General features: G+C 56.5%; 24 protein-coding genes. 14 read left to right on the top strand and 10 right to left on the bottom strand.

All coding sequences use genetic code 11. From position 1 onward, the window contains the following. Nucleotides 1-21: 21 nt before the first annotated feature. On the bottom strand, nucleotides 22-1,581 hold the full coding sequence (gene guaA / locus FHS72_RS07535; RefSeq protein WP_183527709.1) for a glutamine-hydrolyzing GMP synthase: 1,560 nt from the start codon (nucleotides 1,579-1,581) through the stop codon (nucleotides 22-24). A 110-nt stretch (nucleotides 1,582-1,691) separates the two neighbouring features. Here guaA and FHS72_RS07530 point away from each other — a divergent pair, with 110 nt between their 5' ends. Then, on the top strand, nucleotides 1,692-2,492 hold the full coding sequence (locus FHS72_RS07530) for an exonuclease/endonuclease/phosphatase family protein (RefSeq protein ID WP_183527707.1): 801 nt from the start codon (nucleotides 1,692-1,694) through the stop codon (nucleotides 2,490-2,492). 101 nt (nucleotides 2,493-2,593) lie between these two features. Beyond that, nucleotides 2,594-4,159 (top strand): trimethylamine methyltransferase family protein, encoded by a 1,566-nt coding sequence (locus tag FHS72_RS07525; RefSeq protein ID WP_183527705.1) that lies wholly within the window; start codon nucleotides 2,594-2,596, stop codon nucleotides 4,157-4,159. Nucleotides 4,160-4,173: 14 nt separating this feature from the next. Here the strand turns inward: FHS72_RS07525 and FHS72_RS07520 are convergent, their stop codons facing one another. After that, a complete protein-coding gene (locus FHS72_RS07520) occupies nucleotides 4,174-4,488 on the bottom strand; it encodes a DUF6477 family protein (protein WP_183527702.1) in 315 nt (104 codons plus the stop codon). 242 nt (nucleotides 4,489-4,730) lie between these two features. Here FHS72_RS07520 and FHS72_RS07515 point away from each other — a divergent pair, with 242 nt between their 5' ends. Then, nucleotides 4,731-5,834, top strand: coding sequence for a DUF6456 domain-containing protein (locus FHS72_RS07515; protein WP_246414570.1), 1,104 nt, complete (start codon nucleotides 4,731-4,733; stop codon nucleotides 5,832-5,834). A 92-nt stretch (nucleotides 5,835-5,926) separates the two neighbouring features. Beyond that, on the top strand, nucleotides 5,927-6,886 hold the full coding sequence (gene lipA, locus FHS72_RS07510; RefSeq protein WP_183527700.1) for a lipoyl synthase: 960 nt from the start codon (nucleotides 5,927-5,929) through the stop codon (nucleotides 6,884-6,886). Here lipA and FHS72_RS07505 read toward each other — a convergent pair. The 3 genes from FHS72_RS07505 to hpt form a co-directional block, all read right to left on the bottom strand. Beyond that, a complete protein-coding gene (locus FHS72_RS07505) occupies nucleotides 6,864-8,105 on the bottom strand; it encodes an EAL domain-containing protein (protein WP_183527698.1) in 1,242 nt (413 codons plus the stop codon). The genes lipA and FHS72_RS07505 overlap by 23 nt on opposite strands. An 87-nt stretch (nucleotides 8,106-8,192) precedes the next feature. After that, a complete protein-coding gene (locus FHS72_RS07500; RefSeq protein ID WP_183527696.1) occupies nucleotides 8,193-8,360 on the bottom strand; it encodes a hypothetical protein in 168 nt (55 codons plus the stop codon). Further along, a complete protein-coding gene (gene hpt / locus FHS72_RS07495; RefSeq protein WP_183527694.1) occupies nucleotides 8,357-8,908 on the bottom strand; it encodes a hypoxanthine phosphoribosyltransferase in 552 nt (183 codons plus the stop codon). Before hpt ends, FHS72_RS07500 begins: the two co-directional genes overlap by 4 nt. A 74-nt stretch (nucleotides 8,909-8,982) precedes the next feature. On the opposite strand from hpt, the gene FHS72_RS07490 reads away from it, so the two are divergent. Next, nucleotides 8,983-9,429 (top strand): type II toxin-antitoxin system RatA family toxin, encoded by a 447-nt coding sequence (locus FHS72_RS07490; protein WP_183527692.1) that lies wholly within the window; start codon nucleotides 8,983-8,985, stop codon nucleotides 9,427-9,429. On the opposite strand, the gene FHS72_RS07485 is transcribed toward FHS72_RS07490, so the two are convergent. From FHS72_RS07485 to FHS72_RS07475, 3 genes are read right to left on the bottom strand one after another with little or no spacing between them, the layout of a single operon-like run. Next, complete coding sequence (locus tag FHS72_RS07485; protein WP_183527690.1) at nucleotides 9,415-9,888, bottom strand: CinA family protein; 474 nt, start codon at nucleotides 9,886-9,888, stop codon at nucleotides 9,415-9,417. The two genes, FHS72_RS07490 and FHS72_RS07485, sit on opposite strands and share 15 nt — an antisense overlap. After that, entirely contained in the window at nucleotides 9,885-10,379 is a 495-nt protein-coding gene (locus tag FHS72_RS07480; RefSeq protein WP_183527688.1) for a phosphatidylglycerophosphatase A family protein, read from the bottom strand. Before FHS72_RS07480 ends, FHS72_RS07485 begins: the two co-directional genes overlap by 4 nt. After that, on the bottom strand, nucleotides 10,376-11,506 hold the full coding sequence (locus FHS72_RS07475; RefSeq protein WP_183527686.1) for a bifunctional 2-C-methyl-D-erythritol 4-phosphate cytidylyltransferase/2-C-methyl-D-erythritol 2,4-cyclodiphosphate synthase: 1,131 nt from the start codon (nucleotides 11,504-11,506) through the stop codon (nucleotides 10,376-10,378). The genes FHS72_RS07480 and FHS72_RS07475 overlap by 4 nt, the downstream gene beginning before the upstream one ends. A gap of 187 nt (nucleotides 11,507-11,693) precedes the next feature. Here FHS72_RS07475 and dusB point away from each other — a divergent pair, with 187 nt between their 5' ends. The 9 genes from dusB (at nucleotide 11,694) to hflX (ending at nucleotide 23,420) form a co-directional block, all read left to right on the top strand. Beyond that, the gene (gene dusB / locus FHS72_RS07470) at nucleotides 11,694-12,689 is read left to right on the top strand and encodes a tRNA dihydrouridine synthase DusB (RefSeq protein WP_183527684.1); all 996 of its coding nucleotides are present in this window, start codon (nucleotides 11,694-11,696) and stop codon (nucleotides 12,687-12,689) included. Next, a complete protein-coding gene (locus tag FHS72_RS07465) occupies nucleotides 12,686-13,768 on the top strand; it encodes a two-component system sensor histidine kinase NtrB (protein ID WP_183527682.1) in 1,083 nt (360 codons plus the stop codon). The genes dusB and FHS72_RS07465 overlap by 4 nt, the downstream gene beginning before the upstream one ends. After that, nucleotides 13,768-15,135: a response regulator gene (locus tag FHS72_RS07460; RefSeq protein WP_183527680.1), complete on the top strand. Its 1,368-nt coding sequence runs from the start codon at nucleotides 13,768-13,770 to the stop codon at nucleotides 15,133-15,135. The genes FHS72_RS07465 and FHS72_RS07460 overlap by 1 nt, the downstream gene beginning before the upstream one ends. Nucleotides 15,136-15,238: 103 nt before the next feature. Next, entirely contained in the window at nucleotides 15,239-17,488 is a 2,250-nt protein-coding gene (locus FHS72_RS07455) for a sensor histidine kinase NtrY-like (RefSeq protein ID WP_343042661.1), read from the top strand. 10 nt (nucleotides 17,489-17,498) lie between these two features. Further along, complete coding sequence (ntrX, locus tag FHS72_RS07450; RefSeq protein WP_183527677.1) at nucleotides 17,499-18,902, top strand: nitrogen assimilation response regulator NtrX; 1,404 nt, start codon at nucleotides 17,499-17,501, stop codon at nucleotides 18,900-18,902. Continuing rightward, complete coding sequence (gene trkA / locus FHS72_RS07445) at nucleotides 18,899-20,275, top strand: Trk system potassium transporter TrkA (protein WP_183527676.1); 1,377 nt, start codon at nucleotides 18,899-18,901, stop codon at nucleotides 20,273-20,275. Before ntrX ends, trkA begins: the two co-directional genes overlap by 4 nt. Continuing rightward, complete coding sequence (locus FHS72_RS07440; protein ID WP_183527675.1) at nucleotides 20,275-21,798, top strand: TrkH family potassium uptake protein; 1,524 nt, start codon at nucleotides 20,275-20,277, stop codon at nucleotides 21,796-21,798. Before trkA ends, FHS72_RS07440 begins: the two co-directional genes overlap by 1 nt. 111 nt (nucleotides 21,799-21,909) lie before the next feature. Next, nucleotides 21,910-22,143 carry an RNA chaperone Hfq gene (gene hfq, locus FHS72_RS07435; RefSeq protein WP_183527674.1) on the top strand — a complete coding sequence of 78 codons (234 nt, stop codon included), beginning with the start codon at nucleotides 21,910-21,912 and terminating at the stop codon, nucleotides 22,141-22,143. A gap of 2 nt (nucleotides 22,144-22,145) precedes the next feature. Beyond that, the gene (hflX, locus tag FHS72_RS07430; RefSeq protein ID WP_221235376.1) at nucleotides 22,146-23,420 is read left to right on the top strand and encodes a GTPase HflX; all 1,275 of its coding nucleotides are present in this window, start codon (nucleotides 22,146-22,148) and stop codon (nucleotides 23,418-23,420) included. Here hflX and FHS72_RS07425 read toward each other — a convergent pair whose 3' ends face one another. Together FHS72_RS07425 and FHS72_RS07420 are read right to left on the bottom strand one after the other, a co-directional pair. Further along, entirely contained in the window at nucleotides 23,421-24,203 is a 783-nt protein-coding gene (locus tag FHS72_RS07425; RefSeq protein WP_183527673.1) for a GGDEF domain-containing protein, read from the bottom strand. It lies immediately after the preceding gene. A gap of 40 nt (nucleotides 24,204-24,243) precedes the next feature. Next, nucleotides 24,244-26,709 (bottom strand): penicillin acylase family protein, encoded by a 2,466-nt coding sequence (locus tag FHS72_RS07420; RefSeq protein ID WP_183527672.1) that lies wholly within the window; start codon nucleotides 26,707-26,709, stop codon nucleotides 24,244-24,246. Nucleotides 26,710-26,724 lie beyond the last annotated feature (15 nt).

The following is a 26,724-nucleotide window of genomic DNA, read 5'->3' as shown; positions in this document are numbered from 1 at the left end:
AGAACGGGCTGTAAGTGCCTGTTATTCCCATTCAATCGTGCCCGGAGGCTTTGATGTGATGTCGTATGTCACGCGATTGATGCCTTGCACTTCGTTGATGATGCGCGTGGCCGTTTCGCCCAAGAAGTCGTGGGTGAACGGGTAATAATCCGCCGTCATACCATCCACAGACGTCACCGCGCGCAATGCACAGGCGAAATCATAGGTCCGGCCATCACCCATCACGCCAACCGTGCGCACTGGTAGGATCGCCACAAACGCTTGCCAGATATCATCGTACAACCCGTGTTTGCGGATCTGGTCGATGTAGACGGCGTCGGCTTTGCGCAAAATCTCAAGCTTTTCGCGGGTGATCTCACCGGGGCAACGGATCGCAAGACCCGGTCCAGGGAACGGGTGCCGACCGATAAACGACGGTGGCAAACCCAGTTCGCGACCAAGTGCGCGCACTTCGTCTTTGAACAATTCACGCAGGGGCTCGACCAGTTTCAAGCCCATCTTTTCGGGCAGGCCGCCGACGTTGTGGTGGCTTTTGATCGTCACAGACGGGCCGCCAGAGAACGACACAGATTCAATCACATCAGGATAAAGCGTGCCTTGGGCGAGGAATTCCGCGCCTTCGATGCCGTTTGCGTATTTCTGGAACACGTCGATGAACAGCTTGCCGATGATCTTGCGTTTGGTTTCCGGATCAGATTGTCCGTCCAATTCGCCCAAGAACAAATCCTGCTCGTCGGCGTGGATCAGCGGCATGTTGTAGTTGTCGCGGAACATGGTGACGACCTCTTCGGCCTCACCTTGGCGCAGCAAGCCGTGGTCAACAAACACGCAGGTCAGTTGGTCGCCGATAGCTTCGTGGATCAAAACGGCGGCCACGGACGAGTCGACACCGCCGGATAATCCGCAGATGACCTGTTTGTCGCCGACCTGTTCACGGATCGCAGCGATGGCTTGCTCGCGGTATGCACCCATTGTCCAATCGCCGGTGAAACCTGCAAGGCGGACAAAGTTTTCGTACAGTTTCGCGCCGTTTGGCGTGTGGTGTACTTCGGGGTGGAATTGCACCGCGTAAAAGTTGCGCGCCACATCAGCCGTCACCGCAAACGGCGCGTTGGGCGATGTGCCGTAAACTTCAAAACCGGGTGCGATTTCAGAGACATGGTCGCCGTGGCTCATCCAGACTTGTTCTTTTTCCGTCAAGAACCAGCCGTCCAACAACGTCAATTTGCCATGCGGTTTCACAAAGGCCCGCCCAAATTCGGACGTCCCGTGTCCGCTGACGACCTTACCACCCAATTGGGTCATCATCGTTTGCTGGCCGTAGCAAATGCCAAGCACCGGCACACCCAAGTCCCACAGGCTTTCTGGGGCGCGTGGCGACCCTTCGCGGGTCACTGAATCCGGCCCACCGGACAGGATCACGGCTTTTGGCGCAAATTCGGCCAGAACCGCATCCGTCACCTTTTGGTAGGGATGAATTTCACAGTAGACATTCAGCTCGCGCAGACGGCGGGCGATCAGCTGAGTGACTTGGCTACCAAAATCAATAATCAGCAGGCGTTCATGTTGCATATTTTCCATGTGGCTTCTCGTAAAACCAAGGGGGCGCGGGCGCAAGAGGCAGTGTGGATTCCCTGACTGACATAAATTGCCCAAATCGCTAGGCTGCTCGTATCTCATAGGAGGCACCGATGCAGACCTTTCAGCACGCATTGGCCCGTGTGGCCGTTTGGAATTTGGCTGGTTTCGGCGGGATCAAGCCGGACAGGATGAAGCAACAAGCCCTTGGGCTGGCGTTGCTCGATGCGGAACTGGTGACGCTGGTCGAGGTCAATCCGGTGGATCACATCTATGAACTCGCCGCCGAGATGGCCCAATACGGTGTGGAATATGACGCCACGATTATTGCGCAACCGGGCAACCTGCACACGGGTTTTCTGTTTAAAAAGGGCGTGGACGTCAGCAATCTACGGATGATCGACGGCTCGCAAGGCGCATATGTGCAGGGCAGGCGGGCTGTGGCGGTGGATGTGAAGATCGGCAAATTCGCGGCCACAATCATCGGTGTGCACCTGAAAGCAGGGCGCGGCAAGGCAGAGCAGTTGTTGCGCGACACCCAATGTCAGGTGATTGGCAAATGGATCAACACGCTGCGCAAAACCCCCGGTTATAAACGCGACACGATTTTGCTGATGGGTGATTTCAATATGATTCCCGGTCAGGACGTCAGCAATTTTCATCACCTTGGCGGTGACGATGTGATGGATTTTGTGTCGTGTTGGGATCTTCAGGATCGGTTTAGCCACATCTTGGACAAGGGGCGTGCGAACTTGTTGGATGGATTCGCAGTATCGCGGGCCTATTCAACCGACTACGTGCGCGGATCGCTGCGGCTGTTTCCGATGCATTGGACGATGGACATGGGCCGCGAACGTTTCAAAGACGAAGTGTCGGATCATCTGCCATTTGTCGCCAGCTTTAAAATCTTCTGACAAAATGTCGGTTTCGCCTTTGAAGGGACGTAAATTCATCAAGGTGCCGCACATCTAATCGGTATCACAAAGGTGTAATTTGATTTCGAAGGAATCCCGTCATGTCTGACGCTGCAGCACCTGTTTCCCCATCAGCCCCCGCACGTCGCACCAGAGGCGGCGGCGGTGCTGCCCGCCGTGCAGAACGGACCGCCGTCAGCGTCGAAACTGCGAAATACATCGAACGCAACGTGCCCAACTACGAGGTCCTGACCGAAGAGGCGTTGCAGGTGATCGAGGCGAACGCCGAAACTGTGCTGGCCGAGATCGGGATTAACTTTGTCGACAACCCCGAAGGGTTGGAACGCTGGAAGGCCGCAGGTGCCACGGTTGAAGGCGAACGTGTCCGTATTCCGCGCGGCCTTGCGCGTAAACTTTGCGCCACAGCCCCCAGCCAATTCACCCAATGCGCCCGTAATCCAGAGCGGAACGTCGAAATCGGCGGCAAGAACCTTGTGCTGGCCCCCGTCTACGGTCCGCCGTTTGTGCGCGATGCCGAAGGTGGGCGGCGTTATGCGACCATGGCCGATTTCGAGAAATTCGTGAAGCTTGGCTATATGTCGAAATGGCTGCATCATTCCGGCGGCACCGTCTGCGAACCTACTGATGTGGCGGTGAACAAACGCCACCTCGATATGCTGCTCGCGCACATGGTATATAGTGACAAACCGTTCATGGGCTCCGTGACCGAACCATCGCGTGCCCAAGACAGCGTGGATATGTGCAATATCCTGTTCGGCGAAGAGTTTGTGCAGAACAACACGGTGATGACATCGCTGATCAACATCAACTCGCCGCTGACATTCGACAGCATCATGATGGGCGCGTTAGAGGTCTTTGCGAAAAATAACCAAGCCAGCATCATCAGCCCGTTCATCGTGGGCGGCGCCATGGCGCCTGTGTCCATCGCGGGGACGCTGACACAAGTGCTGGCCGAAGTGCTTGCTGGTGTTGCCTATTCCCAAATCATCCGCCCCGGTGCGCCGGTGATCATGGGGACATTTGTGACCTCGATCGACATGAACTCTGGCGCGCCCACATTCGGCACACCCGAGGCCGCGCATATCACTTACGGGGCAGGGCAGTTGGCACGGCGTTTAGGCCTGCCATACCGGTCTGCGGGATCGTTCTGCGGATCAAAATTGCCCGACGCGCAGGCCGCTTACGAGACCGCGAACAGCCTGCAAATGGGGCTACTATCCGGTGTGAACTTTATGCTGCATGCCTGTGGCTGGCTTGAAGGCGGGTTGGTCGCATCATTCGAGAAATTCGTGATGGACGCGGACCAGCTAGGCACGTTGCACCACTTTGCCCGCGGTGTGGACATGTCCGACAACGGTCAAGCGATGGGCGCAATTGCCGAAGTCGGCCCCGGTGGCCATTATCTGGGCTGCGAACACACGCAGGCGAACTTTAAAACGGCGTTCTGGCGGTCTGATCTGTTCGACTACAAACCGTTCGAGACATGGGACGAAGAAGGGGCGCGTGACACGCAAACGCTCGCCACGGCGCGTGTCAAAAAGATGCTCGACACCTACCAGCAACCCGCATTGGACCCCGAAATCGAATCCAAGCTGCGGGCTTTTGTCGCCGAGAAAAAGGCGTCTATGCCCGATTCTTTCAGCTGAGCCATTTCGTTTCGCTAAATAGGGTCGCATTCGACCAATCGCAACTGGCTTGAGGCACGCATTAACTGTGCCTCAGCCATGATTGCGACCAAAATATCGATATGACGCGCCGCTAAATACAGCCCAGTCTTGGCACAGCGCGCATCATTCATCTCTTTTTCAAAATCGAACAATTGTATCAGTGCGGCCGCAGGGCTGGGAACTGGTTCAACCGACATGTAACGGGCCAAATGTGTCGTGCGATTGTAATCATCCAGGCCAAAACGTGCCGCGCGTACCAGTAAATTTGGACGGCGTAACGCGTTGATGCGGCTGTATATATCTTTCATGTCGATCATCGTGCCTAGCAGTTGAAAAACCTAATTCAACTGACTTCGCATAGCCCGAACGGGTGTTGCGCAAAGCCGCGTAGGGCAGAACGATAGCGTGACTAAATTTTACCATTTCGAAACAATGGTTGTCCCGTGAGTGAACAATTAACCATTAGGTAACAAATACACGCTTAGGTTGTTTGATCGCGGATTTTGTCATTTTTAAGGCAGTCCGACTGAAGTGTGGGAAGGGAAACAAAATGCGTAACATGACGAGTATTGCGCCCAGTCGAAACATGCCCAAATGGGTGCCCGTCGCGGCACGGCACTATTTGGCACATACCGAGGACGGGCAGTCCATTCGGGCGTTGGCGCGGGCGATTGATTGCCATCCGTCAACGATATTGCGGCAAGTACGGCGCTTTGAAGGGCGTCGTGATGATCCGTTGATTGATGCAGCGCTAAAATCGCTGGCAGACCAAACTCAAGTGAATATCGAGCCTCAAGAGACAAAACAGATGAAAATGACCCATAGATTTGACGAAGCGCTGACGCAGGAACGGATCGACTGCGAAGCGAAACGGATTTTGCGGCGGATGTGCGAACCACGCGCCGTGCTGGCTGTGGCCCGCGAGATGGAAACCGCCGTTGTCGTGCGCGAAAACGATGCGGGCGAATCGTTGCGCACCGCCATTGTGGATCGCGAAATCGCACAGGCCATGGCGCTGAAAGAATGGATTATCTGCCCTGACGACGGCAGCCGGATTCGGCGCTACTTTATCACAAACGCGGGGCGTGCGGCGTTGCGGCGACTGACGGCGGCAGATGAAAACAAGGCGCAAGGCTTTGCCGAACACCAAGGCACCCGCGATCCGGACCTTGAGGGCTGGTCGTTCCCCAAAGAAAGCGACGGCATGCGCAGCCGCTCGCGCTACTACGCGATCGAAAGCCCGCTTTTGGGTTTAGCACGCCGCAAAGACCGCGACGGCACACCGTTTTTATCCAACGATTTGGTCAAAGCTGGCGAGCGGTTGCGCGAAGACTTTGAACTTGCGCAAATCGGCGGCCCTGCGGTGCGGACCTACGATGCGTTCATGCAAACCATCGACACATCGGCGGGTAACATGACACCAGCGGGGGCCCTAAAAGCCCGCGCACGCGTCCAAGCGGCGATGCAAGATCTGGGGCTTGGCCTAGGCGATGTTGTGTTGCGTTGCTGTTGTTTACTCGAAGGATTGGAAGTCACGGAAAAGAACCTTGGCTGGTCTGCACGCTCTGGCAAAATCGTGCTGCGCATCGCATTGCAACGCCTGATTGTGCATTACGAGGCAACGCAGGGGAAATTTGCACCAATGATTGGTTAACGACTTTCACCAAATTGATCGACAAACTGGCCGCAGCGTTGGACATTGGGGGGGCAAGTCACTACATAACAAGTGACAATAAGGGATACCCAATGGCCACCCGTGATCTGAAAATACCAGCCCAACGCCATCCGGAAAAACAGCGCCGCGCCGATGCGCCGCAGCCGAAAAAACCGGATTGGATCAGAGTGAAAGCGCCGACCTCTGAAGGGTACAAGAAAACGCGCGATATCATGCGCGAAAACAAACTGGTGACAGTCTGCGAAGAAGCGGGCTGTCCGAATGTCGGCGAATGCTGGTCTCAGGGTCACGCGACCATGATGATTATGGGCGAAGTCTGTACGCGGGCCTGCACATTCTGCAACATTGCGACTGGTAAACCACCAGAAGCATTGGATGTTTTTGAACCGGGCCGTGTTGCGGATGCCGTGAAAAAGCTCGGCTTGAACCACGTTGTGATTACATCCGTGGACCGTGACGACGTGGAAGATGGCGGCGCAGAGCATTTTGCGCAAACGATCCGTGCCGTGCGCAGGCAGTCACCGGGCACCACGATTGAAATTCTGACGCCCGACTTTATTCGCTGTGAAGACAGCGTGTTAAAGATCGTTGTTGATGCAAAACCCGATGTGTTTAACCACAACCTCGAAACCGTGCCGGGCCTCTACCCCGAAGTCCGCCCCGGTGCGCGGTATTTCCATTCGCTGCGTCTGTTGCAGCGCGTGAAAGAGCTCGATCCGTCGATGTTCACCAAATCCGGCATCATGGTTGGCCTTGGTGAAGATCGTCAGTCGGTCATTCAGGTGATGGAAGACATGCGCGCGGCTGACATCGATTTCCTGACCATCGGTCAATATTTGCAGCCAACGCCGAAACACCATGCGGTTGACCGCTTTGTCACGCCGGAAGAATTTGCGGCTTATGAAAAGGCTGCATACGGCAAAGGCTTTTTGATGGTATCGGCTACGCCACTGACGCGGTCGAGCTATCACGCGGGCGACGATTTTGCGCAGCTTCGTACGGCGCGTCTCAAGAAACTGAGCGCAAAGTAGGCCGATCCGCATAGAAATCACGCATGGCCTTGGTGGCTTTTTCCGCCTCCGTGGGCCGTGCGTAATAGAACCCTTGACCGAGACGGACACCCATCCGCCTGAGCGCATCGTGTTCTTGGACGGTTTCCACACCTTCAGCGACCAGAAACGCATCCATTTCGGTGGCAAAGTGAACCATGGCTTTGGTCAGCGATTGTTTGACGGTGCAGCTTTGAATTTGCGACACCAGCGACCGGTCCAGCTTCAAGACATTCGGTTTCAAACTGACAATCGTACTTAGCCCCGCATAACCCGCACCCACATCATCAATCGCGATGCCGATCCGTTTTTCGCGTAACACCGCAAGGGCTTGCATCAAGGGCGTCGTTTCTAAAATGATCTCGCGTTCAGTCAATTCCACCAGCACACGATCGGTCGGCACCCCGCGCATTGCCTCCATGAACTGCGGGGACGAGACGGTTAGCGGCGACGCATTCACGCTGAGGTAAGTGCGTTCCGGCATCTGATTCAAGTGTCGCAACGCCTTTGACACAGCGGCCACTTCGAGTTCGATCTGCATGTCACTGCGCTGCGCCTGTTCAAACCACCATTGCGGTCCCAGACTAGGGTGCACCGAAAATCGCGACAACGCCTCGGCTGCCATGGGGCGTCTATCGCTTAACGACACAATCGGCTGCAAGTGGATCGACAAGGCGTCTTCTTTGATCACAGCCGCCAACTGGCTTCTGAGCATTTCGATCTCGGCCTGCGTGTCGAAATGTTGCTTTAAGGTCCGCACCGTCAGCTTGGCGAACATCAGCACCGTCGCCAGATCGCGCTGACTGATATCGGGGCGCGGTTCGTGTGAATAACAGCAAAACATTCCGAAATGCTCGCCGTTAAAATGACTGATCGGCACGGCCACAAAGGCACGCACCTTTGCATCGTGGATGAATGGCAGGTCTTTTATCGCTGGGTCAACGTGCGTGTCGGGGACGACAAACGGAATGTCCGTGTTGGCGATGCTGCCACAAAAGGTATGCGTATCGGGTAATGCACGCCCAACTTCGAGCAGCGGACAGCTATCGGTGCCAGCAATATGACGAAAGATAACAGAATCGCCGCTGACCTCTGAAATATAGGCAACGTCCATCCGCATATGCACACGAACCGCCTCTAGAGCGTCCTCAATGACATCTATTGGCGCTTCGCGGACCTTTTCGTCGTCGAAGAATAACATAATCTCACCAAACAACCTCTGATATGTGTAGTGGTGAGACCATTAAGATATGATGAATACTACTGTATTTCATCAAAACCACATCACCTAGCGCCGCATCCGCTCGACGGTAAGGGCCTCTGGCCAGCCCCAAATCACTTCGATTGCATAAAGCGCGCCGCAGACTGCGATCACCCCGAACACGAGCAAGATCCGCGACAAAGGCGGTGGATTTTGCGCCCAGCGTTTCGCGCGCATGAGCCACATCGGGTTCATGCCGGATCATCATCCGTAAACCGCACCTTACCAATATACGGCAGGTTGCGGTTGCGTTGCGCGAAATCAATGCCGTAGCCCACGACAAATTCGTCAGGGATTTCAAAACCGATATAATCCGGCTTGTAATCCACCTCGCGCCGCGCCGGTTTGTCCAGCAGGGCGATGGATTTCAGGCGGGCAGGGCCTTTGGCCTCAAGATACGCCATAACGTGGTGCAGCGTGTGGCCCGTGTCGATGATATCCTCAACCACCAGCACATCACGGCCTTCAATGCGTCCGCGTAAGTCTTTGAAAATGCGGACCTCTCGGCTGCTTTCCATGGCGTCGCCGTAGGACGATGCTTCGATGAAATCCACTTCGACAGGCAGGTCCAATTCGCGCACCAGATCGGCGATAAACACAAACGACCCGCGTAGCAGGCCCACAACAACCAGTTTATCGGTGTCGCGAAAGTCTTTTTCGATTTCGGTAGAGAGTTCTTCAATCCGGGCGGCGATGGATTTTGCGCTGATCATCTGATCAATCACGTAAGGGCGGTGTGACATGAGGTCCCCAAGGCTTGCAATTTGATCTGAAGTCTACGACATCCTAATGCGAATTACACGACCGAAAGCGCCCAATGCCCGCCCATTCTGAAACTAAGGTGCTGCCTTACACCGCCGACCAAATGTATGATCTTGTCGCTGATGTTGCGAATTATCCAAAGTTTTTGCCGTGGACGGCAGCGGCACGGATCAGGTCCACAACAGACGAGGGCGATCATCAGGTGATGCTGGCGGATCTGGTTATCTCGTTCAAAGTCTTCCGCGAGAAATTCGGCAGCCGCGTGACGCTCTGGCCTGCGAAACGCCAGATCGACACGGCTTATATCGACGGCCCGTTCAAACATCTGGAAAGCACGTGGCTGTTCAATGACGTAGAACAGGGCTGCGAAGTATCATTCGAGGTCGATTTCGAATTCCGCAACCGCTTGCTGCAAGGGGCGGCGGGGATGTTCTTTAACGAGGCGATGAGCATGGTTGTGCGGTCATTCGAGAGACGCGCGGCGGAGTTATATGGCAGTTAAAGCTGCCGCAATCATCCCCAGCGCGTGTTCCACCGTTTTCGCCCGCACGTTCGCACGACCAATCGCGCCAAACTGTACCGTCTCTACCTGCACGCCTTGCGCTGTTGCCACACCAAAGCAGACCATGCCTTCGGGTTTGGCGTCCGACCCACCTGGTCCTGCGACGCCTGTGACCGATACGGCGATTTGTGCGGCAGAGCGTGCAAGTGCGCCTTGGGCCATGGCTGCGGCCACGTCCTCAGACACCGCGCCGTGCGCTGCGATCATCGCGGCTGGCACGCCGAGCAGGTCGGTTTTGGCTGCGTTACTGTAGGTCACAAACCCTCGATCAAACATCGCAGAGCTGCCTGCGATGTCCGTCAGTGCACCGCTGATTAAGCCGCCTGTGCAGCTTTCCGCGGTGGCGATCATCACGCCTTTGGCGGTGGCGAGAGCGAGGATGTCAGCCGCCGTCGTCATACCAGCACGATATGATATAGTGCCGCCAGCAACCCCACACCAATCGCCGCAAATACACCCGCGATCACGTCGTCGAGCATCACGCCCGTTGCGTTATCCTTGCGGTCGGCCCAGCCCACGGGGCCGAGTTTGGTGATGTCAAAGAACCGGAACAACACAAAGGCCGCGATCCAACCGGGCCAGAGCGCCAGCACCGCCACGTCGTTATTTGCCGCACCAAACAACACCGGCAGCAGGGCGATCCATTGGCCGCAAACTTCGTCGATCACAATCTCGGACGGGTCGTGGTTCGCTTTGCCGCGTGTTTCCTGCACCGTGGCCCAATGGCCCAGCGCGTAAGAGGCCGCGACGCCGATCACGACCAGCCAAGGGCCGCCGAGCATATAGAGCAACCAAGCAGCGGGCAGGGCGGCGAGCGATCCCCATGTCCCGGGTGCGGGCCGCATGTGGCCGACGTAAAAGAACGTCGCGATGATTTTGCTCAGGCTCATGGCTTCACCAACGCGGCGGTGACGATGCTTGCGATGCCCTCGGATCGGCCTGTAAAGCCCAAGCGTTCCGATGTGGTTGCTTTGACGCTGATGCGCGATGGGTCAAGACCCATGATATCTGCCATTTTTGCTTTCATTTCAGTCTGGTGCGGGCCGATCTTGGGGTATTCGCAGACCAGCGTGCAATCGACGTTGGAAATCTGAAAACCCTGTTCGTGGGCCAACGCCACGGCATGTTCCAAGAATATCCGGCTCGCAGCACCTTTCCATTGCGGATCAGAGGGCGGGAAATGCTGACCGATGTCGCCTTGCCCCAACGCGCCGTAGATCGCGTCTGTGACCGCATGCATGCCGACATCCGCGTCGGAGTGGCCCTGCAAACATCTGTCGTGCGGGACCTTTACACCGCAGAGCCACACATGATCGCCCTCACCAAAGCGGTGCACATCATAGCCGTTGCCTAACCTTACATCCATCTGCGTCCCCAATATCCGCGCGGCACGGGCGTGGTCGTCCGGTCCAGTGATTTTCATGTTGTCTTCATCGCCCGTAACAATCGCGACGTCCAGCCCAGCAAGGCGGGCGATGGTCACATCGTCGGTAGCTTCGGGGTGGTCGGCATAAGCGCTGAGCAATGCGTCCAGATGAAACCCTTGCGGCGTTTGCGCACGATACAGCCCTGCGCGGTCCTGCGTGCCATGCACCTTGTCGTCAATCCCGTGCCATAGCGTATCTGTCACCGCAATCGCGGGGGCCGCTGCCGGATGCGTTTCAAGTGCCACCAAAACGCGGTCAATCATTGCCACACTCACATGCGGCCGCGCTGCGTCATGAATCAGCACATGTTTTGTGCTGTCGGGTACGGCCTGCAATCCGCGCAAAACCGACTGACTTCGGGTCGCACCACCAATCGCCACGGTCACATCTGCCTGCGCGGACCAGTAACCGCCTGCAATATCATCAGCATGTAAAACCAACACTACATGATCGACGCGGGCGTGATCCATGAACCGTGCAATCGCATGGGCAGCAACGCTTTGCCCGCCAAGCTGTTGCCATTGCTTAGGAATATCGCCGCCAGCGCGGGTGCCGCGACCCGCCGCGACAAGAATGGCCGTTGTTGTCATGTCGTTTCCTTCATCATGCGACAGGTGTACGACCTGCACGTCGAAGGCGCAATTCCGTCAATCGCCCCTTACTTACGCTTAAATATTGTGCGATTTGTGTTTCGCGCACCTTTTTTGGGCGCACATCATTGTGGCAGTACGCAACTGCGGCTAATTTTTGATCAAGACTAAAACGAAGGCATTATCTGTGAGCACCGATTTTCTAAATATCCTGAATGGTCAGGCCGCGACAACACCTGTTGTGCTTGCGCCACTTGCGGGGATCACCGACTTGCCGTTTCGTCAACTTGTGGGGACGTTTGGTGCGTCGTGGGTCGTCAGCGAAATGGTCGCATCCCAAGAAATGGTACAAGCCAAGCCCGGCACCCGCGAAAAGGCCGAATTGGGCTTTGATCAGGCAGGCACAGCGGTACAGCTTGCGGGCCGCGAGGCGAAATGGATGTCAGAGGCCGCGAAACTGGTCGCGGATAGCGGTGCGGCGATCATCGACATTAACATGGGTTGCCCTGCGAAAAAGGTCACGCAGGGCTATTCGGGGTCCGCTTTGCTGCGCAATCCCGATCACGCGCTGTCCTTGATCGAGGCGGTTGTGAATGCGGTTGATGTGCCTGTGACGCTGAAAACGCGCCTTGGCTGGGACCACGACTGCCTAAATGCAGCTTATGTCGCCAAACGGGCCGAGGACGCAGGGATCAAACTGGTCACGATCCACGGTCGCACCCGCTGCCAGTTCTACAAAGGCTCCGCAGATTGGGCCGCGATCAAAGACATCAAAGATGCGGTGAACATTCCAGTGATTGCCAACGGCGATATCGTGGACACGGACACGGGCCGCATGGCCTTGGCACAATCAACGGCTGACGGAATTATGATCGGGCGTGGCGCACAGGGTCGTCCTTGGAAATTGGCCCAAGTCGCGGCGGAATTGGCAGGCGACACACCTTTAACGCCGCCTAAGGGTCACGCACTTATCGACCTGATATCAGGACATTACGAGGCGATGCTCACCTTCTACGGCGCGCTGATGGGCCCGCGCGTGTCGCGCAAACATCTGGGCTGGTACATGGACGATGCAGGGACGCCGATCCCGCTCCGCAAAGCAATACTCACTGAAAAGGATCCGGCAAAAGTGCTGCACCTCATAAGAGACGCAATAGATACAGACGGGCAGGCGGCGGCATGAGCTTTGACGCAGCCCTTTGGGCATCGCTACCCGTTCCGGCGTTATTGCTGGACGGCAACGACTTGATCACGGCTAGCAATAGCGCCGCCGAGACGTTCCTGAACCTGTCCACCAAGGCGCTGGATGGCGCGAACCTGTGGGACAAGGTGATGATTAACGCGCCGCTAGAACAGGCCTTCGCCCGTGCGCGGCGCAATCGGTCATCGCTGTTTGTGAACGACGTGGATGTGGGGTCCGGTATGCGGGCGCCGATGCATTGTAACGTGCAAATCGCGCCCTTGCTGGGGACCGACGACGCGATGATTATGATGATCAGTCCGCGCGAAATCGCAAGCCGCCTTGTGCAGAACGAAAACTCGTCCAAGGCCGCGAAATCCGCGATTGGCATGGCTGAAATGCTCGCCCATGAAATCAAGAACCCGCTGGCAGGGATCACAGGGGCCGCACAACTGCTGTCGATGGGGCTGACGCCCGAGGATCAGGAATTGACCGACCTGATCGTCGAGGAAAGCCGCCGCATCGTGAAGCTGCTGGAACAGGTCGAGCAATTCGGCAACCTGCGTCCGCCAAAACTGGCGGATGTGAATATCCACGACATTCTGGACCGCGCGCGGCAATCGGCATCTGTGGGTGTGGGGGCGCATATGATGTTCGTCGAAGACTACGACCCGTCACTGCCGCCAACCCATGTGGACGGGGACCAACTGCTGCAAGTTCTGCTGAACCTGATCAAAAACGCCGCAGAAGCAGGTGGCCCGGGTGGCAAAATCACCCTGCACACCTTCTACGATCCGTCGCTGCGTGTTTCGCGGCTGGACGGCACCAGTGCGCGGCTGCCGCTGCAAATCGAAATCATCGACGATGGCCCCGGTTTGCCGCCGGAAATTGCCAACGACATCTTTGAACCCTTTGTGTCAGGCCGTGAAAACGGCACCGGACTAGGCCTTGCGCTGGTCTCGAAACTGATCGGGGAAAATGGCGGCTGGATTTCAGTCGATAGCGTTCCGGGACGCACTTTGTTCCGTGTATCTTTACCACTCGCAGACGCTGCGACTAACAAAACTGAGGAAGAAGCCTAATGGACGGAACTGTACTTGTCGCTGATGATGACCGCACTATTCGGACGGTCTTGACGCAAGCACTGACCCGCGCGGGCTGCAAAGTTCACGCCACATCCTCGCTTGTCACGCTGATGCGTTGGGTGGACGAGGGCAAAGGTGATCTGGTGATTTCCGATGTCGTGATGCCTGACGGGAATGGATTGGAACAACTGCCACTGATCGCCGCAGCCCGTCCCGGTCTGCCTGTGATCGTGATCTCAGCGCAGAACACGATCATGACCGCGATCCAAGCCGCCGAGGCGGATGCCTACGATTACCTGCCAAAGCCGTTTGATCTGCCGGACCTGATGAAACGGGCCGCGCGTGCATTGGAAATCAAACGCCGTTTACCGCAGCAAAAGACAGAGGCGCCAACTGACGAGACCGCTGATCTGCCGCTCGTGGGGCGGACCCCTGCGATGCAAGGGCTGTACCGGCTTGTGGCACGGGTGATGAACACGGCGATGCCTGTTCTGATTACGGGCGAAAGTGGCACAGGTAAGTCTTTGATTGCCAAAGCGATCCACGATTTTTCAGACCGTCGCAATCTGCCGTTTGTCACCGTATCTGCCGAAGATCTCGCGGGGATGGATGGTCCAAGTGCCGTGCTTTCACGTGCGCGTGGCGGGTCGATCTTGTTTGATGAAGTCAGCGATCTCGACACCATCGCCCAAGCAAAAATCGTGCGGATGCTCGACAGTCTGGGCGATTCCGCGCCGCGTATCATGGCCACCTCACGCTCTGATCTGTCTGGCTTGATGGAAAGCGGGTCGTTCCGCGAAGACTTGTTTTACCGTCTTGGTGGCGTGACAATCGCCGTGCCGCCGATGCGCGAACGTGTGGACGATATTCCGCTGCTGGCCGACCATTTCCTCAACCGTGCCGAACGCGAAGGCGGGCCGCTGCGCCGCCTGAGCGATGGGGCTGCAACCTTGATCCGCGCCTATAGCTGGCCGGGCAATGTGCGTCAGCTTGAGAACGCAATCAAACGCTTGGTGTTCACCGCCAGCGAGGATGAAATCTCGCGGTCCGAAGTCGAGATGGTGCTGGGCAATCAACCCGCGATGGAGCCGCACATCACCTCGAACAGCACCGACAAGCTGTCCGGTTCGGTCGCAAAACACCTGCGTCGCTACTTTGATTTGCACGGCGGAGAGCTGCCAGCGCCGGGCCTCTACAACCGAATCTTACGCGAAGTCGAAGGTCCACTGATCGAAATAGCACTTGACGCCACGGCAGGTAACCAAGCGAAATGTGCTGATTTACTTGGAATTAACCGAAATACCTTGCGCAAGAAGATAACTGACCTCGATATTCGCGTGACACGCCGTCGGAAATTGATGTAAAACCGCAACATAACCGTGGCCCCAAAGGCGCAGTGCTTTTGGAAAGGACCACATAATTGGCGGTATTGCGGGGGAAACCCCGTAGGAAGACAGGGCAATGCGCGTGCAGCGTACCCTTTTGGGCATTGATTTTACGCGACTCAGTCGCTTGACCCGTCGTCGGTGGGTTCAAAACGTGTTGACGCTGGGGCTGGTGACGCTGGGCCCGGTTTTGGCTGCGTTAACCTATTACGTGTTGGGACCTCTTAATCAGGGTGGCGCATCGCCAACCCTGCGTTTGGTGCTGCTCGGCGACCTTGTTTATATCCTCGTGGTGGCGGTGCTGGTGCTGCGGCGCGTGGCGCAGATGATCGCGGCGCGGCGGGCGAAATCAGCGGGCTCGCGGCTGCATTTGCGCCTGACAGGTGTATTCGGGCTGCTAGCGCTGATCCCCACTGTTCTGGTTGCGATTTTTGCGATGCTGTCGATTAACCTCGGGCTAGAAAGCTGGTTCTCGGACCGTGTGCGCAACGTGGTCAGCACGTCGCTGTCCACCGCCCAAGCCTATGAAGACGAACATAAAAACGAATTGTCACGTGATGGTATCGGCCTTGCGCAATACCTGAACCGCGAACGGGCCGGTGCGTTTTTTATGAACCAAGCGGAAACCATTCAGGCGCTACGGGCGGTGCAGGTGCAGATCGACCGCAGCCTGACCGAAGCTTTCGTGATCGACAGCGCGGGCGAAATCATCGCGCGGGACGAAAACTCATACGCCTTCGATTTTGAGAAACCGACGCCCGCGCAATTCGCAGAAGCGTTGGAAACCGGCATTATCCTGATCGAAGACCCCGCAAACAACGAATTTCGCGCACTTATTCCGCTTGTGTCCTTCGTTGACGCCTTTCTCTACATCACACGCGAAGTTGACGGGTCGGTGCTGGCACTGCTTGACGAGACCAAAGAAACCTACGCGCTCTATGACCAACTTGAGAACGAGCGCGGGCGCTGGCTGTTCCAGTTCGGACTGTTGTACCTCGGCTTTGCGATGATCCTGATTTTGGCCGCGATCTGGTTTGGCCTGTGGTTCGCGGAACGCCTTGCGCGGCCTGTCGGGCGGCTGGTTACCGCGTCGCAGCGTGTGGGTGCGGGGGATCTGGACGTGCGCGTGATTGAAGAAGACGGCGACGACGAGATCGCGCAATTGGGTCACTATTTTAACCAAATGACGACGCAACTGAAGGGCCAGCGCGACGAATTGCTCGAAACCAATGACGCGATTGAACGGCGGCGGCGGTTGTTCGATTCCGTGTTGAGTTCGGTCACTTCCGGCGTTGTGGGGCTTAGCCCTGACGGCGAGGTGACGTTTGTGAACAAATCTGCCGAACGCTTGCTCGCGGTCGATCACAACAAACCGCACGGCGCGTTGGCGGTGACGATGCCGGAATTTGACCCGCTGTTCACGCAGCTTGTGTCGGGCGAACGGGCCGTCGTGCAAGAACAAGTCAACCTGATCCGCGACGGCAAACAAGAAAGCCTGCTGGTCCGCATGGCCCCGCGTCGCAACGAGGCGGGCGATCTGGAAGGCTATGTTGTGGCATTCGACGACGTGACCGATCTGGTCAGCGCACAACGCATGGCCGCGTGGGGTGATGTGGCGCGGCGCATCGCACACGAGATCAAAAACCCGCTGACACCGATCCAACTGTCTGCCGAACGCATCAAACGCAAATTCCGTAGCCAAGTCGGTGATGATGCCGAAAAGCTGGACCAGATGACCGACGTAATTGTACGTCAAACCAATGACTTGCGGCGCATTGTTGATGAGTTTTCTAAATTCGCACGGATGCCGGAACCGGAACTACGCGAAAATGATTTGGTCTCATTGGTGCGCGACGCCGTGACTTTGCAAGAGGCAGGTCAGCCTGACGTCAAAATCGTAGCGGACCTGCCGGACGAAATCGTCAAAGCGGACATCGACAGCACGATGATTTCGCAGGCCTTAACAAACTTGATTAAGAACGCAGGCGAAGCCATTGAAAGTGCAAACGAAAATGGCGAATTTACCATCCTGCACCCGGAAATTCGGGTGATGATGATGGTCGCCGAAGACGTCTGCCAGATCACGATCCAAGACAACGGTATCGGGCTGCCAGAAGACCGCGCACGCCTGTTCGAACCTTACGTGACGACACGGTCCAAAGGCACCGGATTGGGTCTTCCGATCGTTAAGAAAATTATCGAAGAACACGGCGGCACGCTTTCGTTAACGGACGCCACAATATTTGATGGGCACACCCACGCGGGTGCATGCGCAATCATTACACTGCCGGTTGCACCGATTGGTGCGCTGGCCAATAAAATACCGGCATGAGGGACTAAAAATGGGCGATATTCTGATCACTGACGATGAACGCGATATTCGGGAACTGATCTCGGAAATCCTTATTGATGAAGGCTTTACGACGCGTCTTGCAGGCACGTCCGACGAATGTATGGCGCAGATCGAGGCGGAAACGCCCGCGCTGATGATCCTCGATATCTGGCTCAAAGACAGCAACATGGACGGGATTGATATTCTCAAAACCGTGAAGCGCGACCATCCGGGCGTGCCTGTTGTGATCATTTCCGGCCACGGGAATATCGAAATTGCGGTCGCTGCGATCAAGCAAGGTGCCTACGATTTTATCGAAAAGCCGTTCAACATCGACCAACTGCTTGTTGTGATCCGCCGCGCAATGGAAACATCGCGTCTGCGCCGTGAAAACGTCGCGCTGAAACGCGGTGACAGTGCCAATATGGATATGTTGGGCGATAGCGCCGCGTTCCGCACGCTCAAAACGAACCTCGACAAGGTCACGAAATCCAACGGGCGGGTTATGCTGACGGGTCCAGCAGGTGCCGGCAAAGAAATCGCCGCACGCTATATCCACACTAATTCGAACCGCGCCGACGCGCCGTTTGTGACCGTCAGTTCTGCCTCGGTTGAACCCGAGCGGATGGAAGAAGTGCTGTTTGGCCGCGAAAGCCCAGCCAAAGGCATCGAAAAGGGTCTGCTGGAACAGGCCAATGGCGGCGTGATCTATTTTGACGAAATCGCAGATATGCCGCTGGGAACGCAGTCGAAAATCTTGCGCGTCTTGGTCGATCAGACATTCCAACGTGTTGGCGGCACTGAATCGATCCAAGTCGACTTGCGGGTTATTTCCAGCACAAACAAAGACTTGCCGACCGAAATTGATGCAGGAGTGTTCCGCGAAGAGCTGTACCACCGGCTGAACGTTGTGCCTATCGCAGTGCCGAGCCTTGAAGAACGTCGCGAAGACATTCCGCTGTTGGCCGAATACTTTATCGAGATGCTGAACAAGGCGCAGGGTCTGCCGCTACGCGCCTTGGCTGACGATGCTCGCGCTTTGCTGCAGACGATGCAATGGCCCGGCAACGTGCGTCAGTTGAAAAACGTGGTCGAACGTGTGCTGATCTTGGGCGAAAGCAGCAGCGACATCAGCGCCAAAGAACTGCCATCCTCCGACGAGGGTCCAGCCGACGAAGGCCGGATCGTGCTGTCAGGCGGGCTGGCTACATTGCCACTGCGCGAGGCGCGTGAATTGTTCGAACGCGAATATCTGCTGACGCAAATTAACCGCTTTGGCGGCAATATCAGCCGCACCGCGTCCTTTGTGGGCATGGAACGTTCCGCCTTGCACCGCAAACTGAAATCGCTCGGCGTGGCGACCACGTCGAAGGCGGGCGCACGTGTGGCTTATGTGGAAGGCGAAACACAGTGAAAGTCATAATCTGCGGCGCGGGACAGGTCGGCTGGCAAATTGCGCGCCACCTGTCGGGGGAAAACAACGACGTCACCGTCGTCGATAACAACCCCGAACTCGTGCGCCGCGCGACCGATACGCTCGACGTTCAAGGCGTCGCAGGCTTTGCCAGCTACCCTGATGTGTTGGATCGGGCAGGGGCGCGGGACGCGGATATGATCATCGCCGCGACCCATTCTGACGAGGTGAACATGATCACCTGTCAGGTCGCGCACTCGGTGTTTTCGGTGCAGCGCAAGATCGCGCGTCTGCGGGCGCAGAACTACCTTGAGTCGATTTATTCCGACCTTTACCGCCGCGATCACTTGCCCATCGACGTGGTGATTTCGCCTGAAAAAGAAGTCGCCGAAGCCGCGTTGCAACGGCTCGCCGCACCAGCGGCGTTCGACACCGAAAGCTTCCTTGAGGGCAAAGCGCAACTGATCGGCATCACCATCGACGCCCATTGTCCGGTTGTGAACACGCCGCTGCGCCAGTTGACTGACCTGTTTTCGACCTTGCGGGCGATTGTTGTTGGCATCCGCCGCGACGGCGTTTTGTTTGTGCCATCACCGGGCGACCAGATTTTTGTTAACGACGATTGCTACCTGTTTACCGACACCAAAGACCTGACGCGCGCGTTGGAAATCTTTGGGAAAACCCATGCAAAACAAGAACGTATCGTGATTGTTGGCGGGGGTAATGTGGGCCTTGCGGTGGCAAGAGAACTGGAACAACGCACTGATCGTGTTCGTGTGAAAGTCATCGAAAAAGACCGCAAAATCGCCGAACGCGCAGCCGACGCGCTGGACCGGACGATTGTTTTGAACGGCGACGGGCTGGATTCCAGCTTGTTGGAAGAAGCGAACATCACCAGCGCAGACGCGATCTTGGCTGTGACCGACGACGATAAGACCAACTTGCTGACCTCGGTACGGGCCAAGGAAATGGGCTGTAAAATGGCCATTTGCCTGATCAACGACCCGACGCTGATCCCGTTGATGGGACCGCTCGATGTGGACGCATATATCAACCCGCGTGCGACGACCGTGTCCTCCATTTTGCGCCACGTGCGCCACGGACGGGTGCGCGGCGTCTATTCCATCGGCGACGCCGAAGCCGAAGTCATCGAAGCCCAAGTTCTCAGCACGTCGTCAATCGCGGGCAAAAAGATCAAGGACATCGATTTCCCCGAAGGCGTGTTGGTCGGTGCCGTGTTGAAAGGCGACAAAACCGTCAAGCCAACCGGCGAGACACGGATCGAAGAGGCGGACGTGATCACAATTTTCGCGATGTCAGCTGACGTGCCCGAAGTGGAACGGCTGCTGCAAGTGACGATCGACTTTTTCTGATGTTCGAACGAATCTCCCGCGTACCATTTTTCGTGATTCTGATGGGAATCGGATCGATTGCGATGATCGTTCCTGCGGGCTTTGGCCTGTCGCTGGGCGATTTCACAACGATGCGGGTATTTTTCTACGGGTTCATCCTGTTCGGGACGTTAACCTTTGTGATGGGGCTGGCGACGTCCGGTTATGCGCCGAAAAACGTCGCGCGCAGTCAACTTTTGTCGCTGCTTGGCGCGTTCACGGTGCTGCCCTTCATGCTCGCTATTCCGTTCTACGAGGCGGTCGGCAACACGACTTTGCTGAACGCATGGTTCGAAATGGTATCCAGCCTGACGACCACAGGCGCGACATTATACGACAACGCGGGACGGCTTTCGCCAGCATTACACCTGTGGCGCTCACTGGTCGGTTGGCTGGGCGGATTGCTGGTTTGGATCGCAGCGATCTCGATTTTCGCACCGATGAACCTTGGCGGTTTCGAGGTGCGGGCAACCTCGATCACAGGCAACGGCGGCGCATATGGCGCGGCCCAAGAAGCGCGCGGCGTTGACGCTGGCGAACGCCTGACACGCTACGCGGTAAAGTTAACGCCGATCTATGTCGCACTGACGCTCGTGCTTTGGGGCGGGCTGACGTTGCTCGGCGAATATTCCTACGTCGCACTGTGTCACGCGATGGCGGTGCTTTCGACGTCAGGCATCACACCCATTGGCGGCTTCTATTATGCGGCCTCCGGGTTCTGGGGCGAAGTCCTCGTGTTCTTCTTTTTTGTGTTTGCAATCAGCCGCTTGGTCTTTAGTCGCGGCCTTGCGGGTGAAAACGCGGACGGCTGGCACCACGACCCAGAGTTCCGCATCGGCATCGCGTTGATCGTGCTGGCCTCTGGGTTCTTATTCGCTCGCCACTTTGTCGCGTCGATCGACACCACGACGCAGACCCAATTAAGCGACAGTTTCCAGGCGATCTGGGGTGCGGTGTTTACCGTGGCATCGTTCATGACCACCACAGGATTTGAATCCGCGGACTGGATCGAGACGACAAACTGGACAGGATTGCCGACGCCGGGCTTGTTGCTCGCGGGGCTTGCGCTGATCGGCGGCGGCGTGGCGACCACGGCGGGTGGCATCAAATTACTGCGGGTTTACGCGCTTTATCGGCATTCCGAGCGTGAACTCGAACGGCTTGTGCATCCATCATCGGTCGGCGGCGGCGGACGCGAAGCCCGCAGAATCAGACGCAAAGGTGCCTATATCTCGTGGATCTTCTTCATGTTGTTCTGCCTCAGCATCGCGGGCGTCATGGTTTTGCTGTCGTTGACGGGCGTACAATTTGAAACCGCTATGGTATTGGCGGTGTCCGCATTGTCCACAACGGGCCCTTTGGCGATTGTGGCCGCAGAGACACCAATTGCGTATTCTGGCATACCGGACCTCGCCAAAGTTGTTCTTGCCATGGCAATGGTGTTGGGACGGTTGGAAACGCTGGCGATTATCGCATTATTTAATCCCGAAATCTGGCGTAACTGACATAACACGACCCCAAAACAGGGGTTTAATATCTCGGAAACGCAGGACATACTGTGTTTACTACGATGAGGACGGCCGTTCGCGGCCATAAAAACAAAAAAGGGTTCACCTATGGCCTCAGATAAAGCCAACCTGCAAGACGCCTTCTTGAACAACGTTCGTAAGGCGAAAGTGCCTGTCACGATTTTCTTGGTGAACGGTGTGAAATTGCAAGGCGTCATCACATGGTTTGACAGCTTCTGCGTGCTTTTGCGTCGCGATGGTCAATCACAACTTGTGTACAAAAGCGCGATCTCAACGATCATGCCTGCACAACCTATCTCGCTATATGAAGGTGAAGAGTAACTTTGCAAGAACACGACCAGCCCATTACACGGGCTTGGGTGCTACACCCGGATGTAAAGTCCAACAATAACAGACGCTTGGCGGAACCCGCTTTGGAAGAAGCTGTGGCGCTTGCTGCGGCTTTGCCCGACCTTGATGTGGTCGGGGCCGAAGTTGTGCGCCTACCGAAAATGCATGCTGGCATGTTGTTCGGTAAAGGTAAAATCGAAGAAATCAAACAACGGATTCAGGCCGAAGAGGTCGAATTGGTGTTGGTTGATGGACACGTCAGCCCCGTGCAGCAGCGAAACCTGGAAAAAGCGTGGGACGTTAAACTGCTGGACCGGACGGGTCTGATCCTCGAAATTTTCAGTGACCGTGCGCGGACCGCCGAAGGTGTTTTGCAGGTCGAAATGGCCGCATTGTCCTATCAACGGACGCGGCTTGTGCGGGCTTGGACCCACCTTGAACGGCAACGTGGTGGGCTTGGTTTTGTCGGCGGTCCCGGTGAAACGCAAGTCGAGGCTGACCGTCGTGCCATTGATATGCAGCTCAAGTCTTTGCGCCAAAACCTTGAAAAGGTTGTGAAAACACGGACTTTGCACCGCGCGGCTCGTGCCAAAGTTCCCTATCCGATCGTCGCATTGGTCGGTTACACCAACGCTGGTAAATCTACGCTGTTTAACCGTTTGACCGGCGCGGATGTCTTTGCAAAAGACATGCTGTTCGCGACGCTTGATCCGACTATGCGCAAGATCACTTTGCCGTCTGGCGATGATGTGATCATGTCCGATACTGTGGGCTTTATCAGTGATTTGCCGACCGAACTTGTTGCGGCTTTCCGTGCGACATTGGAAGAAGTGTTGGACGCTGACTTAATTGTACATGTCCGCGACATCAGTCACGCGCAGTCCGAAGAGCAATCCAAAGACGTGATGCAAATCCTCGAATCGCTTGGCGTGGCCGAAGAATCGCCGCTGATTGAAGTGTGGAACAAGATTGACCGTGTCGATGATGAAACCCGCGATGCGCTGATCACCAAAGCGGACCGTACCGACGATCTTTATGCGGTGTCTGCGATCACTGGCGCAGGAATGGACCAGCTGCTGGATGATCTGGCAGGTAAACTCAAAGATCCACGCACCGAAGCCACGCTCAACCTGACGTTTGCCCAAGGCCGCGAACGTGCATGGTTGTTCGAGCAAGGTATCGTCACCGACGATATCCAAACCGAAACTGGCTACGATATGGTTGTGTTCTGGACATCGCTGCAAAAAGAACGGTTCAAGCGCCTGTAATTACGACGCCTGCCGCATGTTCGATGGCATATCTTCCCATTCGATCATGCGCGCACGGCCATCGTTTTTAGAACAATACAGCGCGTCATCAGCGCGGCTGAGCAGCAGATCAATCGCATGATGCGGCCCTGCTTTGACGGTGCCGATTGACATGGTCAGCGAAATCTCTCGGCCAGCGGTCGCAAACCGTTGATCTAGTTTTGTCGTGATCTTTTGCGTCATTGCGGTGCAGAACGTCGCCACGTCGGTCCCAGACGTCGCGGGAATAAACACTGCAAATTCTTCGCCACCCATGCGCCCGACAACATCGTCTGGACCAGCATGTTTCAGCAATGTCGCAGCAACATTTGCCAGACAGGCATCACCTGCGAAATGCCCATAAGCGTCGTTAATCCGCCGGAAATTATCCGCATCAATCAATAAAACAACGCCTTCAGGGCTGGTCACACGCCGCGTATTTGTCTGCACGATAAACGCGCGTCTGGTGGGCAGACCTGTCAGCGTATCGGTCGCATCTGCCTTTGCCAGCCGTTTTTGTAACCGATCAAGGTAAGTCATAATCCCGAATTGCAGCCCCAATATGGGTGTTGCCACAGCGATCACTGACCAGAAATTACCGGCCCATTCGGGGGTGACACGGGGATAAATCCCTGTGAAATCCAGCACAAAACCAACAAAATTCACCAATAAAAAGAACGCGATAAGCTTGAGAACAAGATCACGCCACGACCTAATCGCCAGTGCCGCGACGACGCGCGGTATAAGTGTGTCTACCCATATCATCAGGTCAAACTAGCGTAGGTGTCTTAACAACCAGCTAAGATTACTCGGCGATGGGCGTCAAAACCGTCACGCCAACAGCCGCCGCCCGCGCGAGCGCCGTATCCAGCGACATTGGCACATATTCACCGCGCCGCCACAACTCGCCCATGTTGTCATAATAGCGCGACAACGGGTGGCCGGATTGCCCCGTCGCACTGATGAACACCGAACTGTCGGGGTCAGCGAAATCGTAGACGCCGCGATAGCCCGCCGCGTGGACATTCTGGAACGGGTTGGGACCGACGCCAGAGGTCTTGCCACGTTGCAATGTATTGTCGCCGCCAGAGGTCGATTGCCGGATGTTCACGAACCAGCTGAGCAACGGCACATCGCCCAGAACCGGATGGTCATGCGTGGCCTGATGCGCGTCGCCCCAGCGCAGGGCGGCCACGGTTGTGCCTTGATGCTCGTCGATCCAGATCAGCGCGTCGTCCAAGGCTTGCCGCGAGATGTCCGTGCAAGTCTCGACAGGCGCTGATTGCACCACGTCGCACCACACAGAGGCCCCGTCGATATTGCGGAAGACTCGCTCGATAAACACCGGGTCTGCATGGGTAAATTCCGAAGAGAGCGGGCCCAATTCATCGCGCGTAAGCCGCTTGTGCAACTCGCGCAGCCACGCCGCGTAAATCAGCGGTTCTGGCATATGTTCGTTCATCTCGCCGTTCCATGCCGCGAGCAGTTCTAACGCTTGCTGGCGGCGGCGTTCCGGTGTGCCTTCGGGGGCGGCTTCGCCAGTGAACCACAGATCAGCGCCCATCATCGGCAAAAGCGTCCGTGCGGTGTAGCTGACGGTATCCAACTGCGCCTCGATAAAGCTTTCGCGGGTGTGTACTTCACGTGCTTGCATCAGGCGCGCCCAACGTTTGATCCGCTGCGTGTCGCCCCAAACATAAGACACATGATCGGGGAATGGTGCGTCGCTGGTTTTGTTGTTGGTATTGCCCAGAATATCGCCCATCGGATCGGCAAATTCGGGGTTATCCGCATAGGGTTGCCGCCCGAACCAGCGGTTGCCTTCGATATAGCCAAAGCTGGGCAAGCGCCCTTGGCTTTGGTGATCTGGCGTGCGGGCAGGGATTGCGCCGATGGTCTTTAGCCCGACCCGTGTGCGGTCCGCGACAGTCAGGTTTTGCGAGGGCGCAATATAGCCTTCGGTTGCATCAAAAGCGTCGTCTACCGTCCTGGCCTGCATCAATTTTATCGCAGCGGACATAGTGGTGTCATCGCGCGAAAGTGCGGTCCAGCCCAGCGATACAACATGGCCGCGCGGCGTGATCGTGCTGAGGTCAAATTGATCCGCAGGCAGCACCGGACCATTCACGGTTTCACGGACACGCACGGTCACGGCGGACTGGTCACGCACATTGATAATACTGTCGCGGCTTTTGAAGTTTTCCCAGCCGTCCAGCCCGCGATATTGGGTGCTGTTGTCGGGGTTCACTTCTTCGATAAACAGATCCTGATCGTCCAGATAGCTTGACGTGATGCCCCAGCCTAGGCTGTCGCTACGGCCTGTCATTACAACAGGCACACCGGGGATTGTGCCGCCGATGACACCACCCGTCGAAAGTTCCAACCGCGCCAGATACCAGATCGTCGGCGCGGTCAGGCCAAGATGCGGATCATTGGCAAGCAACGTCCCACCGGTGGCAGAGCGCGTCGGACCAGCCGCCCACGCATTCGATGCACCGGCCAATTGCGCAGGTTTCACAGGCGACAATGGATCGTAAGGGGCGCGGGAATTCGCAGCATAGCGCGGCAGGTCAGGCACCAACGTCGCATATTCCGGCAGCATCGCTATGCCGCTACCTGGATCGTCAGGCAAAATGTCACGCACAAGGTTCGGGTCCAGCAAAAGCGAGGTGCGGGCGCGTAAGACTTCGTTTTCCAGTTGGGATGACAGTTGCAACGCCATCAGCTTGATAATCGCAATACTATCAGCAGGTTGCCACGGTGAAATCGCGTGATTGAACATCCACATTTCAGGGGCGCCACGACCACGCGCACCTTCATTTACCTTGCCCAGCCAAGCGTTCACGCCAGCGGAATAGGCTTTCAGGGCGGCGGTGGTTTGTGCGTCTTGATCGTCAACGGACTCTGTCGCTGTGCGGTACAAATCCAGATGCCGCAGCAGCTTATCAATCGGCAACGTGCGCTCGCCGAACAGTTCCGACAACCGCCCTTGGGCCGTGCGGCGCAACATCGTCATCTGCCACATCCGGTCTTGGGCATGGGCATAGCCAAGCGCGAAATACACGTCAGGGTCCGTCGCCCCAAAGATATGCGGCACGTTGGCGTTATCACGCACAATCTCGACGGGTGACGCGATGCCCTGAACAGCCTCATCCGCCGTGTAGTTAGGCAAAGACCGCGAAGCGAAATAATAGGTCAGCGCAAAGATGGCGACACACAAGACAATCAGCCCTGTGATTATTCGCATTAACCAGCGGAAAAGAAGCGCCATGTTTCACCCCAAAGC

The sequence above is a fragment of the Yoonia ponticola genome, from assembly GCF_014199395.1.
Lineage (GTDB): Bacteria > Pseudomonadota > Alphaproteobacteria > Rhodobacterales > Rhodobacteraceae > Yoonia > Yoonia ponticola.
The sequence above is the reverse complement of the archived record's forward strand: the minus strand, read 5'-3'. Positions and strand labels throughout refer to the sequence as shown.